The following is a 13,829-nucleotide window of genomic DNA, read 5'->3' on the forward strand; positions in this document are numbered from 1 at the left end:
TTTGATACCTAGTCGATCGCATAATCGGTGCTAGCGCGCGGGAGCGTTACAACGATTGACGATCGCAGGATTCGCGCAACTCCCTTTAGTTTGCAGATCTGCTAGCGTACTTCCGAGTAGATACAGTCCACCACAAAGCATGGGTAAACCGATGAGTACAGTTAGCCCAAAAACGAGTATTTGACTTGAATCTGATTCAGTTACAACTTGGCGATCGCTAGGAGTTGTATCATTACTCAATGGTTTCCCACAGACACTACAGCAATTGGAATGAGTTCTTGCATGGCGAGAGCGTCGTACAGTCACTGCTAAAAGCTGTTCTCCCAGAGTTTTTGCCATAAGCAGGGGTTAGGGGTTAGGGTTAGAAGAAAGCAGAGGAGCAGAGGAGTAGGGGAGCAGAGGAGAATTGAATACCCACGCACCAAGCTTTCCTGACTCCCGACTCCCGACTCTCTAGTTAAGTAATCACCGTCGGTATTGACATGTCAGTATATTCGCGAATTTGAGCAACTTCCTGGGCGATCGCAATTGGTTCGGCTAGCGCTTGTTGTACCTCTAGATCTTGTTTGCTAGAGTCACCTTCATAGCTTTCAAAGTAAACCCGTAATGTTGCTCCTTGGGTTCCCGTACCGGAAAGGCGGAAGACGATCCGAGAGCCGTCAACAAAACCAATCCGCACGCCTTGTTTGCTGCTGATACTACCATCAATCGGGTCGGTATAGCTGAAATCATCTCCATATTCGACTTCATATTGCCCGTACCGCTTACCTTTGAGTGTAGGGGCGACAGAACGCAACTTTTCCATTAAGGTGTTGGCGCGATCGCTATCTACTCCTTCATAGTCGTGGCGCGAGTAATAATTGCGTCCGTATGTCTGCCAGTGTTCGCGCACGATTTGTTCTACCGATTGTTGGCGCACGGCAAGGATATTCAACCAAAATAACACCGCCCACAGCCCATCTTTTTCGCGAATGTGGTTGGAACCCGTACCAAAACTCTCTTCCCCGCACAGGGTAGCTTTGCCTGCATCAAGGAGATTGCCGAAAAACTTCCATCCCGTCGGAGTTTCGTAACAATCGATTCCCAATTTAGCCGCTACGCGATCCGCCGCTTGACTTGTGGGCATAGATCTGGCGACTCCAGCAAGTCCTGAAGCATAACCAGGGACTAATTTAGCGTTAGCTGTCAGTACTGCTAGACTATCGCTAGGGGTGACGAAGAAATGTTTGCCCAAGATCATATTGCGATCGCCATCTCCATCGGAAGCAGCACCAAAGTCAGGTGCATTGTCTCCAAACAGAATTTCTACGAGATCGTGGGCATAGACTAAATTCGGGTCTGGGTGTCCGCCGCCAAAATCTTCTAAAGGCGTACCGTTGACTACTGTACCTTGCGGTGCGCCCAAGCTTTGCTCGAAAATTGCCCGGGCATAGGGACCCGTGACTGCGTGCATGGAATCAATGCAGATGCGTTTGCCAGAGGCGAGAAATTGACGAATGCGATCGAAATCAAATAGCGACTCCATTAGTTTTTGGTAGTCTTGAACTGAGTCGATAACTTCAACCGTCATCTCTCCCAAACGAGACTCGCCTAAAGTGTCTAAATCGATGTCTGGCGCATCCAGAATTTTGTAGCGATCGATGGTTTTGCTACGAGCATAAATTGCCTCAGTCACCTTTTCCGGCGCGGGTCCACCATTGCCAGTGTTATATTTTACGCCAAAGTCCCCATCTACCCCACCTGGGTTATGACTGGCAGAGAGAATAATTCCACCCAAGGTTTTGTATTGGCGAATAATACAGGAAGTAGCAGGAGTAGAGAGAATACCGCGATGACCGACCTTAATTCGGCTAAAACCATTCGCAGCAGCCATTTTCAAAATAATTTGGATCGCTTTTGTGTTGTAGTAACGACCGTCACCACCCAAAGCTAAAGTTTGTCCCTGACAACCTTCGAGACTATCGAAGATGGATTGGACGAAGTTTTCTAAATAGTGGGGTTGCTGAAACACTTTGACCGCTTTTCGCAAACCAGAAGTACCTGGCTTCTGGTCGGTAAAGGGAGTAGTGGAGACTTCAAGGATATTCATGGAATAGGTTATTGTTCCTGACCGAGCGTTTGCAACTGTAAACTTCTCAAAAAGGGCGATCGCGCTACTTTGAACTTTCGATCTATTTCGTCGCTGCACTTAGCGCTGTGACACTTTGCTTGGAATCGCAGAATATCTGGCGCTATTTTCACATTACCATCCTCCCTTGCCATCACTCTCAAGTCAGTTATCAGGGAGCAGGGAGCAGGGAGCAGGGAGCAGAGGGGCAGAGGAGCAGAGGGGCAGAGGGGCAGAGGGGCAGAGGCGATCGCTACGCTCATGCTTCGCAGCTATGAGGCAAAAGCCGATCGCGATCGCTGAAGGTATGAAAGATTTTGCATTGCCTCCAAAATCATAATTTATCGAGCTTTTTCGCACTGGATTGCCTAATGCTTTAGTTGTTGAGTTGGCAAATGCAGGTCATTTTCTTCAACCTACTTCTACCGAGCGAGTTTACAAATTAAAAAGTTGCCAGATAAGCGTTCAATCCAGAAAAATAATGTGCTACTGTTTCGCTTTTAAAATCATGATTAGCGATATAAGTACGGACAAAAGTTGTTATTTTGATAAGTCGCATCTTATATTATTATTATGGCAAACTATTCAACCTTAATACTTCAAGTTAAGCTTCTAAATACAGAGTTTGCCATGGTTTTTGGTAAAGAATCTATGCTAAAGAATGCTATAAATAGGTTGAAGCTTTCCGTATTCCTCGGTTTGATCGTTATTATTTTTACACTAAGAACGGTAACTTTTAATCCTCAGTCTCAGGGTTTGACCAGTTTATTCGAACCATTTAAAATCGTAGTTAATTCTAGCTTTATTAGTCCGTTAGATGAGTTTTTTGGTGATGTTTCAATTGGGCGAAAAGTTTTTATTGCTAGTAACACTATCATCCGAGCGGAACCCAACACTCGCATTTGTATTGGCGATCGAACTAATTTTCAAGACAATATTTTATTTCTAGCACTCCATAGAAATACGGCTCCTCCGAGTGCTTGTGCGGCAAAATCAAGTAGTACTGGCGAACGAGTGAGTATTGCTCATCAGGCAAATATTGAGAATTCACAAATTGGCAACTTCACCTTTATCGGGTTTCATACTCGCTTGCGCAACGTAGTGCTAGAAGACGGTGCTTTTGTACTGCATGGTGCGATTCTATCGAACGTGCGGATTGGCAAAAACCGTTTGGTACCCATTGGAGCGGTTATTACGACTCAAGCGCAGGCTGATGCTCTCCCACTTAAAACGGAAGCTAATTCTAAGTTTCAAGAAGAAGTATTAGAAGTCAATGCCGAGTTTGCTGAAAACTACAGCCACCTGTACGAAGAAGCAGGATTTGATGCCGTAGCGGGTGTTAGTACAGCACCAAAAACATCTTGGAATCCGAGACCAGTTAAACCCACAATCGGTCAAAATGTGAAACTTGATGAATTTGCTCGCATCGTTGGAGATGTCAGGCTTGGCAGTAATAGCACCGTGGGACAGCGAACTTCAATTCGTGCTGATGAAGGCACGCCAATTATTATTGGGGAGAATGCCCAAATTGAGGATCGAGTTACGTTTCATGCGCTCAAAGGTACGAGCATCCGTATTGGTAAAAACTTAGATACGAGCGATAACATCGTTTTTCACGGACCTCTCGAAGTTGGCGATAATCTCACGATTGGAGATGATGCCATATTATTTCGCTCTAAAGTTGGTAACAACGTGACAATCGGTAGCGAGGCTATAGTCGTGGACGTAACGCTGCAAAACGGCGTAAAAGTTCCCGATCGCGCTATTATTACCACCCAGAAGCAAGCAGATGCCTTAGTGCGATAGCCAAGGCTACAAATCTGACAGCGCAGAAGTCTTCCTATGTTGCAAATTCTTTCCCAGTTATTCTCGAAGCGGCGAAACCAATTTTGGTTATCTATAGCCACGTTTATCGTAGTCGCGATCGCTATCGGTTCAATTCAAATCTCTCTAGCTCGAATAGTCACCCCTACTCATCCACTAGATTCATTAACGACACAAGAGATTACAGCAGCCGTTGCACTCATTAAACAAAAAATGCCCCAACGGGAAATTCACTTTCCCATCGTTGCTCTGAACGAACCAGATAAAACAGAAGTCTTGAATTTCAAGCCAGGGAAACCCTTCAAACGAGAAGTGTTTGCTGTGGTTTACGATCGCTCTCAAAACAAAACCTACGAAGCTGTTGTAACTTTAAAACCTACAACTAAAGCTAAAGCTGCGGTTTTATCATCCTGGCAAGAGATTCCTGGCGTGCAGCCAGCCATCATGGGACCAGAATATGAAATAGCAACGGCAGTCACCAAAGCCGATCCGCGCTGGCAAGCAGCCATGAGGAAGCGAGGCATTACTGACTTCAAACAAGTTATCGTTGAAGGCTGGGCAGTAGGGCTGGTGACTGAAGCAGAAAAGTCAAGTGGGGCGCGTCTGTGTCGAACGTTATCTTACTTCAAAGGCGATCGCTGGAACTATTACGGCACGCCGATAGAGGGAGTCGTTGCAACTGTCGATCTCAATGCTAAAAAACTGGCTAGTTTTAGCGATACGGGTGTCGTAGCTCTCTCCAAGGAAAATTGGGACTACGATCCGCGATCGCTCAGCCCCCTAAGAACGGCAACCAAGTTACTAAAAATCCTGCAACCCAACGGTCACACCTTCAAACTCAATGGTAATGAAGTGAGTTGGCAGGGGTGGAAATTCCGCTACATGATGCATCCACGGGATGGCTTGATCCTTTACCAAGTGCAGCATGAAGACGGTGGCGAATTTCGTCCAGTCATGTATCGTGCCAGCCTATCTGAAATGGTCGTTCCCTATGGCGATCCCAATCCGCAGTGGTCGTTTCGCAATGCCTTTGATATCGGAGAATACAATTTCGGTACGCTAACTAATACTCAGGAACTAGGCAAAGAAGTTCCTGAAAATGGGGTATTGCTAGATGCAGTGCTAGCAGATTCGCAAGGCAAACCTTATGCCATGCCTGATGTTATCGGGATCTATGAAAAAGATAATGGCGTGTTATGGAAGCACTACGATTATAGATCCGAACGCAAGGATGTCCGACGCGATCGCCAACTGATTGTCACAACGACAGCAACGATCGGTAATTACGACTATGCCATCAACTGGATCTTTCACCAAGATGGATCGTTAGACGTGCGGACTGACTTGCACGGACTTGTTTTAGCCCAAGGATCGGATTCTGTCACCACTGCAAATCGAGATACCTACGGCAAGTTAATCGCCAAAAACATTTTCGGTGTCAACCACCAGCACTTCTTTAACTTTCGCTTAGACCTGGATGTAGACGGTCAAGCAAACATGCCAATGGAAATGACAGTTCAATCCCTACCTACTCATGCAAGCAATCCTCAAGGAAATGCATTTGTTGCCAAACACGTACCCTTAACATCAGAGAAAAGCGCCGTTCGGGATTTGAATATGACGGAAAACCGAGAATGGGCGATCGCCAGTACGACTCGCAAAAATCAACTCGGCGCACCCACAAGTTACATGTTAATGCCGTCTGGAAATACAGTCTTTTTCCCTAGCCAAGACGCAACAATTCGCGATCGCGCGGGCTTCGCTACTCACCATTTCTGGGTGACTAAGTATAAACCTAAAGAACTCCACGCTGGAGGAGAATATCCCAACCAAAGCAACTCCCAACAGGGCTTACCTACCCTTGTTACGGATGATGAACCGCTTATAGGTCAAGACTTGGTAGCTTGGTACACGTTCGGTACTACCCACGTTCCTCGCCCTGAAGACTGGCCTGTTATGCCCGTTCACCATGCTGGTTTTAAGTTGATGCCTGTAGGGTTCTTCACGCGCAATCCTGCTATCAACCTACCAGAACCAACCCCGATCGATCGCTCTTCCTAGATCGAATAACTATGGGTTGCTAGCAACCTCTCACATTTATCTAGCAACCTTAAATTACCTGTGCATTGCATCTGAGGTACGAATATCTATTGTCCTAGACCAGCCAGATAACCAAAGATGCCGTGACCAGTCAATACTTCCATTGCAATCAAAGCCACAAAACCAATCGCTGCTAGCCGCCCGTTGAGTAGTTCTGCGTACTCGGTAAAACCAATGCGAGGGGTCTCATCTACATACATTTTGGGTTCGACTGCGAAATTGTTTAGCTTTTCGCCTTCGCCAGGTGAAGTAATATATCCAGAGCGTGTCATGAGATTGTTTTTGTTTATTTGTTACTTTGTCTTAAATAAACTTAACAAATTTTATTAAGTTTTGCAACATTTATGAACGAGAAACACACTGTATTTGTCTGTACAACCTGCGCCAGTACTTGGCAGGACGGTAAACGAGTGGGAGTGAGTGGTGGTCAAATCTTGTTCGATCGCTTAACCCAACTTTATAAAGAGTGGCAACTCGCACCAGAATTTTCTTTACAAGCAGTGGAGTGCATGAGTGCTTGTAGCTCTCCCTGCGTTGTGACGTTTGCGGCAGAAGGAAAGTGTACTTACGTGTTTGGGACGCTACCAGCTGAAGATAGCGCTGCTGCCATACTCGACTGCGCTAGCAAGTATCATGCCAAGAACGACGGTCTGCTGCCTTGGTCGGAGCGACCGGAACCACTGAAAAAAGGTATCGTAGCGCGAATTCCGCCAATTAGTCAGTGAACTGTGTGGTTTTGAATTCTCAGGCTGGTCTCACCCCAGCCAAAGCGCTACTATCCACCCGCCAATTACTAATTACCAATTAACAATTGATTTTGTAGTCAAAACTACAGTTGAAATGCGATCGATATTCTATTTGGTAAGGTAATTCAATATTGACGACAGACAAACTGCGATCGCTAAAAAGTAGCAAGTCGGAAGAACTTGTGACTTACGACTTACGGCTTACGACTTTTCCCCTTACCCCTACCCTTTCTATTGTGCGATTCGACAATTACGAACCAGGAGACTTTTACGACGAGCTATTCGTCACTAAAGATAAACCTCGTGCGGAGGCAATTCCACTGCTAGAAAGAATTAATTCTCTACCAGCAGGAGAATTACAACGGCGACATCAAGCAGCACAAATTGCTTTGATGAACATGGGAGTCACCTTTAATGTCTACAGTGAGGGTGAAGGTACAGAAAGGATTTTTCCCTTTGACATCATTCCCCGCATCGTCTCAGCTGAGGAATGGCAGTTTCTAGAAAAGGGACTCAAGCAACGGATCTTTGCCCTGAATTTGTTTATTAATGATATTTATAACGAGCAGAAAATCATACGAGATAGCGTGATTCCGAGCGAGTTAATCGAATCGGCTACGGGATTTTTAAAGCCTTGTATTGGACTAAAACCGCCTGGTGGGATCTGGTGTCATATTACCGGAACTGACCTAGTGCGCGATCGCGATGGTCGCTGGTACGTATTAGAAGATAATATGCGCTGTCCCTCTGGCGTTTCCTACGTGCTGGAAAATCGTCGCGTCATGAAAAGCACTTTTCCCAAAGTCTTTGAGTCGATGACAATTCAGCCCGTTGAGGAATATCCCAGTCATTTACTAGAAACCCTACTCAACCTGGCTCCTCCTCAACTCTACGATCCAACGGTAGTTGTTTTAACGCCAGGAATCTACAACTCAGCTTACTTCGAGCATTCCTTCTTGGCGCAGCAGATGGGTGTGGAGTTGGTAGAAGGACGAGATTTGGTAGTGGCGGATGGCTACCTACAAATGCGGACTACCAAAGGCTTAAAGCGCGTTGATGCCGTTTATCGCCGGATTGACGACGATTTTATCGATCCATTAGCATTTCGCCCCGATTCTTTATTAGGCGTACCTGGACTGATGGAAGTCTATCGTGCGGGTAGAGTTGGGCTGGCTAACGCACTAGGAACTGGTGTAGCTGATGATAAAGTCATCTACGCATACGTTCCAGCGATGATCCGCTACTATTTGGGCGAAGAACCGATTTTATCTAACGTTCCTACATACCTCTGTTGGGAACCAAATCAACAGGCGCATGTTTTGGCAAATCTCGATAAGTTAGTTGTCAAAGCAGCGAATGAATCTGGTGGCTACGGAATGCTCATTGGTTCTTCTGCTACCCCAGAACAACGTCAAGAATTTGCCGAAAAAATTAAGGCTAGTCCGCGCAACTACATTGCCCAACCAACTTTGTGTTTGTCTCGCGTGCCAACCATTATAGAAGACCAATTTGAAGGCTGTCACGTAGACTTGCGACCGTATATCCTCTACGGCAAAGAAATTTACGTCAATCCAGGTGGACTAACCCGCGTTGCCCTTAGAAGAGGTTCTCTGGTAGTCAACTCCTCCCAAGGTGGAGGGAGTAAAGATACTTGGGTGGTATGTAAATGAGGAGTGAGGGTAAGAAGTCAAAAGTCAGAAGTCAAAAATTGACCTCTCACCTCTCACCTATTACCCATTACCTATTACCTATTACCTATTACCTATTACCAACTATGCTAAGCAGAGTTGCTGATTCAATTTACTGGTTAAACCGCTATGTAGAAAGGGCAGAAAATGTTGCCCGTTTTATTGATGTCAATTTAACTCTATTATTGGATGCTCCTACTGGAGAAGCGCAGCAGTGGAAACCTTTGATTTTGACTACAGGAGATTTATCGTTATTTCAAGAACGCTACGGTGAAGCGACAGCAGAAAATGTCATTCAGTTCTTGACTTTCAATCGCGAATATCCTAACTCGATCGCTTCTTGCTTGTTTGCTGCCAGAGAGAACGCGCGATCGATCCGTGAAATTATTTCCTCGGAAATGTGGGAACGGGTGAATGCATTTTATTTCCTAGTCAAGGAAGCGGCTCAATCTCATACCGTTCCTGAATGGTCGAATTTTTTTGCTGAAGTAAAGTTAGCCAGTCACTTGTTTGCTGGGGTGATGAATGCAACCATGACGCACAATGAAGGTTGGCATTTTGGACAAATTGGACGTTTGTTAGAACGGGCTGATAAAACGGCTCGAATTTTAGATGTAAAATACTATATTTTGCTACCTTCAGCTAAAGATGTGGGGACGACTCTAGACCAGTTGCAATGGATAGCATTGCTAAAATCTGCGAGTGCTTACGAGATGTATCGTAAATGGGGACGACATCGCATTGCGCCTACAGCTGTAGCGGAATTTTTGATTCTCAACCGCGAATTTCCCCGTTCGATTCAATTTTGCTTACTCCAAGCAGAGCAATCGCTACATCAAATTACTGGAACTCCCATCGGTACTTGGCAAAATCCCGCCGAACGCGCTCTCGGTCGATTGCGATCGGAATTGGAATATATCACAATTGAGGAAATTGTAAATACTGGACTGCATGAATTTCTCGATCGCATCCAGCATCAAATTAACGATGTGGGTGACAAGATTTTTACGACTTTTGTAGCGGTCAATCCGGTTTAAGCGAGTCGTGAGTCGTAGAGTTGAATTTTTGGCACAACCCTCGGCAAGCGCGATCGCCTCGCTCCTCACTCCTCGCCATTATCAATACCATTCAAATCGTAAAAGGCTCGATCGCGTATTTGTGCCACCGCTTTTGATATCGTTCGGTAACAAAAGGACGGATGACAAATTTGGGGGGACAACCATCTTGTACGTCAATTCGCAAACAAGTGTAGGGGCGACGCTTCTCGGATTTATGACCGTTGCGACCGACAAAAAGATGCGATCGCGCTACTAACTTTTCTTCCTCTTCTCCTTCCATTAAATCCGTCCCCTCTTCGCGCTGGCGGCGCAAGCTGTACCCGCTTCCACCACAAACAATCCAATTGATATTGGAATCAGCATGTCCTGTGTCTGTCGTTTTTAAGTATTCTAAACAGTGCGCGTGACCGTTTAAAACTAGATCGACAATGGGACGACCTTGGGGAAGAGAACCGACAGCCTCAGCCACGCCATTGAGTACGCTACGCAAGCGATCGCGAATTGCTAGAGTTTGCGCTTGATGCCATTTCGTTGCCTCAGTCACGTAAGGGGGATGATGAAAGTACAGCACCCTTCCCCGTACCTCATCTGTATGCCACGATTCAATCAATCGCTGTTGCAACCAATCGAGTTGTTCGGTGTCGGTGACTACTGCTTTGTTAATAGCTAATTGCTTTTCGAGATCGACAATAATTTCCTCAATCTGCGACAGTTTGACTTGCAAATCGTCCAATTGTTCAGCATCGTCAGGATTGTCGGGATTCAGTTTGTCCGATGCGTCAAGAATTTCTAGCTTTTCTTGTTCGAGGCGATCGCGGCGCTGTACTACCTGCTGACGACGTGCTTCTCCCTCTGGGGTGGTTGATATTGGTAGCGGGTCGTTAAACGTGTTGGAATCTAAAGCAAAGAAATCAATTCCGCCATAGCGAAAAGTGTAGTAGCGATTGGGCAAGCGGGTAAAATGCCCAGGTTCGTAGCGCAGGCAATAACCCGTATCTGTTTTCGCCGTGTAGTGCTTGCTTAAGTGGCGATCTAATTCACCTGGCAACTTTAATGCTTTGAGATAATCTAGAAATGCGCGTGCATAGGCATCACCCTGTTTCGATCCGTGCCAACCTACATCAAAGTCTCTTCTAAATTTAAGCAGACGACGCACGGGCAAGGTCGTCAAAGAGATCGCGCCAAATAATAATGGCAAATTGTAATAATCGTGATTTCCCAGAACTGGTAAGATGGGTCGGCTAAAAGTCATTCGGTCGTAGGCGATCGCTTTGGGGTTTTCGCCACCGACTAAAAACTCTCGATAAGGCTTGATGAAATTATCCAGATAAAACTCGCTCGATCCAACCAGATAAATGACATCGCCCGTATGTAGCATAAAACTACTGTCGGCAAGATGCGGCTGCAATAGTCCAGCTACCTCGCGTTGGGGATTATTATGTCGGTGCGAACCAGTACCAGTATCGCCTATAACTAGAAACGAAAACTCTGAGTTATCTGCTCGTTCGTCTTCCAGCACCATCCGAGTTTGGTCAATTCCTCTTCGTTGAATGACAGGATCTTGCCAGCGCACTCGTTCGTTCATTCTGCTAATTTTGTCAGCGATCGCGGGATCGGACACGAGTTTCAAGGCGACTCACCTCTAAATATACTCAACTGCAAACCACAACAATCGTAATTGTAGGTCTAGATGCAGGGCATCTATCAATATGGGAATTTGGTAATGGGTAATGGGAGTTGGTAGTCTGCGTTTGACTCAAAGCTTAGATGGCTAGCCGTAACAGTTTGGTTTCACATTCCTCAGAAGGTAGTGACGCGATTGCTTCAGGGTTGCTAAGAACATCTCGAACCACCTCTGCAACCACTTGTGCTAAATTGCAGGGGACAGCATTGCCAATTTGCCTGTAGATCGAGCTTTGTCCACCGATGAATTGGTAATCATCTGGAAAGGTCTGTATTCTTTGCGCTTCGTCAATCGTCAATCGTCTAAGTCTTTTAGGTGCAGCATCTAAAGGTAATGGTTTTCCCCCTTTCATCAAGTAAGAGTGATACCATTCAACCCAACTATCTTGACCAAAATAGCAATGATCTTCATCAATTATTGGTGTCTTATTCCCACCCATCGAAGCATGGAGAGCGCATGAGTATCTATCAGGATTTAACGGTCTTCCCTGACCATTAAAAAGCATTCCTGCATATGGAGATTTTCGCATTACAGGCTTTGCGGCGATAGTAACTTTTGCATTACATATCCGCTGATTATTTTCGGAACCTGCTACACCTAGAGGTAAAACAACATCTCTAACTGTTTGAGCTGGCTTTTTATATTGCTCGAACTGTACTTCTAAATTATTAATATTTTCAACATCTCGAAACCCAATCAGGAACATTCGTTCGCGGGATTGTGGTACGCCGAAATCAGATGAATTGAGGATGACTAACTTGTATGTATATCCCAACTGAGCTGCACAACGAAAAAGTTGTTGGCGAACCTCGAACCACTTGTCAAGAACTGCTAGTGCTTTAACATTCTCACAAATAAAAGCACGAGGTTTTGTTAACTCCACAGCCTTCATAAATGTCCATAACAATTTGCTACGCGGATCGTCAGGATTCATCTTTCCAGCTACAGAAAACCCTTGGCAGGGTGGACCACCAAAAACAAGATCGATTCCCTCAAATTGATGCATGTTAATCAAATTTTTATTTATGTCGCTGCACTTGATAATTACTCCTGGGTGGTTTGCCTCATATGTGAGACATGCATCTTTGTCAATGTCATTGGCACTAACAATCTCGACTCCTGCGCGAATGAATCCAACATCCATACCCCCTGCGCCGGAGAACACTGAGAGTCCCGATAAAACCATTTTGTTCTTCATATATGCGATTTTGGCATATTTGGCTTTCTAAATCAATATCTGAATTATGGAAAGTCCAAAGCAATTCATCTCAAGTATTCACGATCCCGAGTACCACAGAATTGTTGATGAGCTGATTTCTTTAAGAGAAACAGCGAAGCTCTCTCAAAAAGCAATTGCCTCGGAGATTGGCTTAACGCAACCTGACGTTTCAAAAATAGAACGTCGGGAACGCCGAATTGACATCCTAGAAGCATTACGATGGGTTCGGGCTACAGGTGTTGAACCTGCTGAGTTTTTTGCACAGTTTGCTAATCCAGAGCATTGAGCATGAGCCTTTTTAAACCAACTGTAGATCGCGCAGCAGCCGAGCAACTTCTTCAGGATGCGATCGCAATCGCGCAAGATGATTCTAGACAAATTCCAGCGACAAAATGGGATATCGAAATCAGAACAATCATTCAAGGAAAACATCTAACTTTCAGATATATTCTCGTGACTGCTCTTTTAGGGAAAGCAACCAATCCAAACATCAATGCTCTTGCGCTTCAAGCAGGTGCTGATGTTGAAGGAGCTTATGATGCCCGCAGCCTATGTCATGAAGTTGTAGTGCCGCTTGAGCGCCAATTACTGAATCGTTCGCTAGGAGGCTCGAATGAGCCATTTCTCAATAAGCCCGCCCGCTTTCCAACGATATCCCTATCAAATGCTGTGAGGGCTGGTAAAGATAAAGAGCTTCTGTTCATACTGCACAAAGTGCTGTCTGAGATAGAAACATCTGAGCAGGCTTTCAATTGTCTCTGTATTGCTGTGCGGTACACGATTGAAAGACAGACTACTCGAAATCAGCTTCTTTCTCAACCTTCAGAGTCAGCAGGCTCTCACTTAAAAATTATTGAATTTGTTAATGCATTTGTGACAAAATCGATTGAAGGGCAGGTCGCTGCAATCGTCACAGGAACTATTCTATCCATATACTTCGATCAATTTGAAGGCTTTGAGGTCATTGTCCATCCGGTTAATCAGAGTGGCGCTTCCTCGAATGAAGTAGCAGATATAGACATCAAGAAGAATGGTAGGATTTTTCTAGCTGTTGAAGTTAAGGATAAGCAGTTTAGTCAACAGGATGTCGATCATGCTGCTTTCAAAGCGAGTCAATATGGCTTAGAGTCAATCACCTTTGTCCTTGGAGTAAGTGGATCGTGTATCGGTTTGTCTCTTGAGCAGGTTGCAAAAACTGTGTTGCTCACGAGAAACGTCAATGTTATTTTTGTCGATCTTGTCTCTCTTGTTAAATCGGTAATTGCATTATGTCCAGAGCTTTCCTTTGTCACATTTTTTGCAAAGCTCCAGTATTATGCGATTGGCGCTCGGGTCAGAGATGAAGTTTATGAGCGTATTGAGCATGTTTTCCAATCCCTACAAGTTTTGTCGAACTCACCATC

General features: G+C 45.2%; 13 protein-coding genes. 8 read left to right on the forward strand and 5 right to left on the reverse strand.

The window, feature by feature from the left end:
- Positions 1–30 precede the first annotated feature (30 nt).
- Together ACRC32_RS02000 and ACRC32_RS02005 are read right to left on the reverse strand one after the other, a co-directional pair.
- A complete protein-coding gene (locus tag ACRC32_RS02000) occupies positions 31–339 on the reverse strand; it encodes a hypothetical protein (RefSeq protein ID WP_438552409.1) in 309 nt (102 codons plus the stop codon).
- 118 nt (positions 340–457) lie between these two features.
- Positions 458–2,089, reverse strand: a complete 1,632-nt coding sequence (locus tag ACRC32_RS02005) for an alpha-D-glucose phosphate-specific phosphoglucomutase (protein WP_438552418.1) — start codon at positions 2,087–2,089, stop codon at positions 458–460.
- A 107-nt stretch (positions 2,090–2,196) separates the two neighbouring features.
- Here ACRC32_RS02005 and ACRC32_RS02010 point away from each other — a divergent pair, with 107 nt between their 5' ends.
- From ACRC32_RS02010 to ACRC32_RS02020, 3 genes are all read left to right on the forward strand, one after another.
- Complete coding sequence (locus tag ACRC32_RS02010; protein ID WP_438552410.1) at positions 2,197–2,385, forward strand: hypothetical protein; 189 nt, start codon at positions 2,197–2,199, stop codon at positions 2,383–2,385.
- Between the two features lie 478 nt (positions 2,386–2,863).
- Positions 2,864–3,913 carry a carbonate dehydratase gene (locus ACRC32_RS02015; protein ID WP_438552411.1) on the forward strand — a complete coding sequence of 350 codons (1,050 nt, stop codon included), beginning with the start codon at positions 2,864–2,866 and terminating at the stop codon, positions 3,911–3,913.
- 36 nt (positions 3,914–3,949) lie between these two features.
- A complete protein-coding gene (locus ACRC32_RS02020; RefSeq protein WP_438552412.1) occupies positions 3,950–5,992 on the forward strand; it encodes a primary-amine oxidase in 2,043 nt (680 codons plus the stop codon).
- A gap of 86 nt (positions 5,993–6,078) precedes the next feature.
- Here ACRC32_RS02020 and ACRC32_RS02025 read toward each other — a convergent pair whose 3' ends face one another.
- On the reverse strand, positions 6,079–6,303 hold the full coding sequence (locus tag ACRC32_RS02025) for a hypothetical protein (RefSeq protein WP_015155559.1): 225 nt from the start codon (positions 6,301–6,303) through the stop codon (positions 6,079–6,081).
- Positions 6,304–6,375: 72 nt separating this feature from the next.
- Here ACRC32_RS02025 and ACRC32_RS02030 point away from each other — a divergent pair, with 72 nt between their 5' ends.
- The 3 genes from ACRC32_RS02030 (at position 6,376) to ACRC32_RS02040 (ending at position 9,502) form a co-directional block, all read left to right on the forward strand.
- The gene (locus tag ACRC32_RS02030) at positions 6,376–6,756 is read left to right on the forward strand and encodes a DUF1636 family protein (protein ID WP_438552413.1); all 381 of its coding nucleotides are present in this window, start codon (positions 6,376–6,378) and stop codon (positions 6,754–6,756) included.
- A 257-nt stretch (positions 6,757–7,013) separates the two neighbouring features.
- Entirely contained in the window at positions 7,014–8,447 is a 1,434-nt protein-coding gene (locus ACRC32_RS02035) for a circularly permuted type 2 ATP-grasp protein (RefSeq protein ID WP_438552419.1), read from the forward strand.
- 104 nt (positions 8,448–8,551) lie between these two features.
- On the forward strand, positions 8,552–9,502 hold the full coding sequence (locus tag ACRC32_RS02040) for an alpha-E domain-containing protein (RefSeq protein WP_438552420.1): 951 nt from the start codon (positions 8,552–8,554) through the stop codon (positions 9,500–9,502).
- A gap of 91 nt (positions 9,503–9,593) precedes the next feature.
- On the opposite strand, the gene ACRC32_RS02045 is transcribed toward ACRC32_RS02040, so the two are convergent.
- Together ACRC32_RS02045 and ACRC32_RS02050 are read right to left on the reverse strand one after the other, a co-directional pair.
- Positions 9,594–11,153: a metallophosphoesterase gene (locus ACRC32_RS02045; protein WP_438552414.1), complete on the reverse strand. Its 1,560-nt coding sequence runs from the start codon at positions 11,151–11,153 to the stop codon at positions 9,594–9,596.
- A 133-nt stretch (positions 11,154–11,286) separates the two neighbouring features.
- Complete coding sequence (locus ACRC32_RS02050) at positions 11,287–12,405, reverse strand: DNA cytosine methyltransferase (RefSeq protein WP_438552415.1); 1,119 nt, start codon at positions 12,403–12,405, stop codon at positions 11,287–11,289.
- 46 nt (positions 12,406–12,451) lie between these two features.
- On the opposite strand from ACRC32_RS02050, the gene ACRC32_RS02055 reads away from it, so the two are divergent.
- Together ACRC32_RS02055 and ACRC32_RS02060 are read left to right on the forward strand one after the other, a co-directional pair.
- Positions 12,452–12,712, forward strand: a complete 261-nt coding sequence (locus tag ACRC32_RS02055) for a helix-turn-helix domain-containing protein (RefSeq protein WP_438552416.1) — start codon at positions 12,452–12,454, stop codon at positions 12,710–12,712.
- 2 nt (positions 12,713–12,714) lie between these two features.
- Positions 12,715–13,829, forward strand: a 1,115-nt coding sequence (locus ACRC32_RS02060) for a restriction endonuclease, SacI family (protein WP_438552417.1), incomplete at its 3' end; no start/stop codon positions are given.

This window comes from Chroococcidiopsis sp. (genome assembly GCF_051657925.1).
Taxonomy (GTDB): Bacteria; Cyanobacteriota; Cyanobacteriia; order Cyanobacteriales; family Chroococcidiopsidaceae; genus Chroococcidiopsis.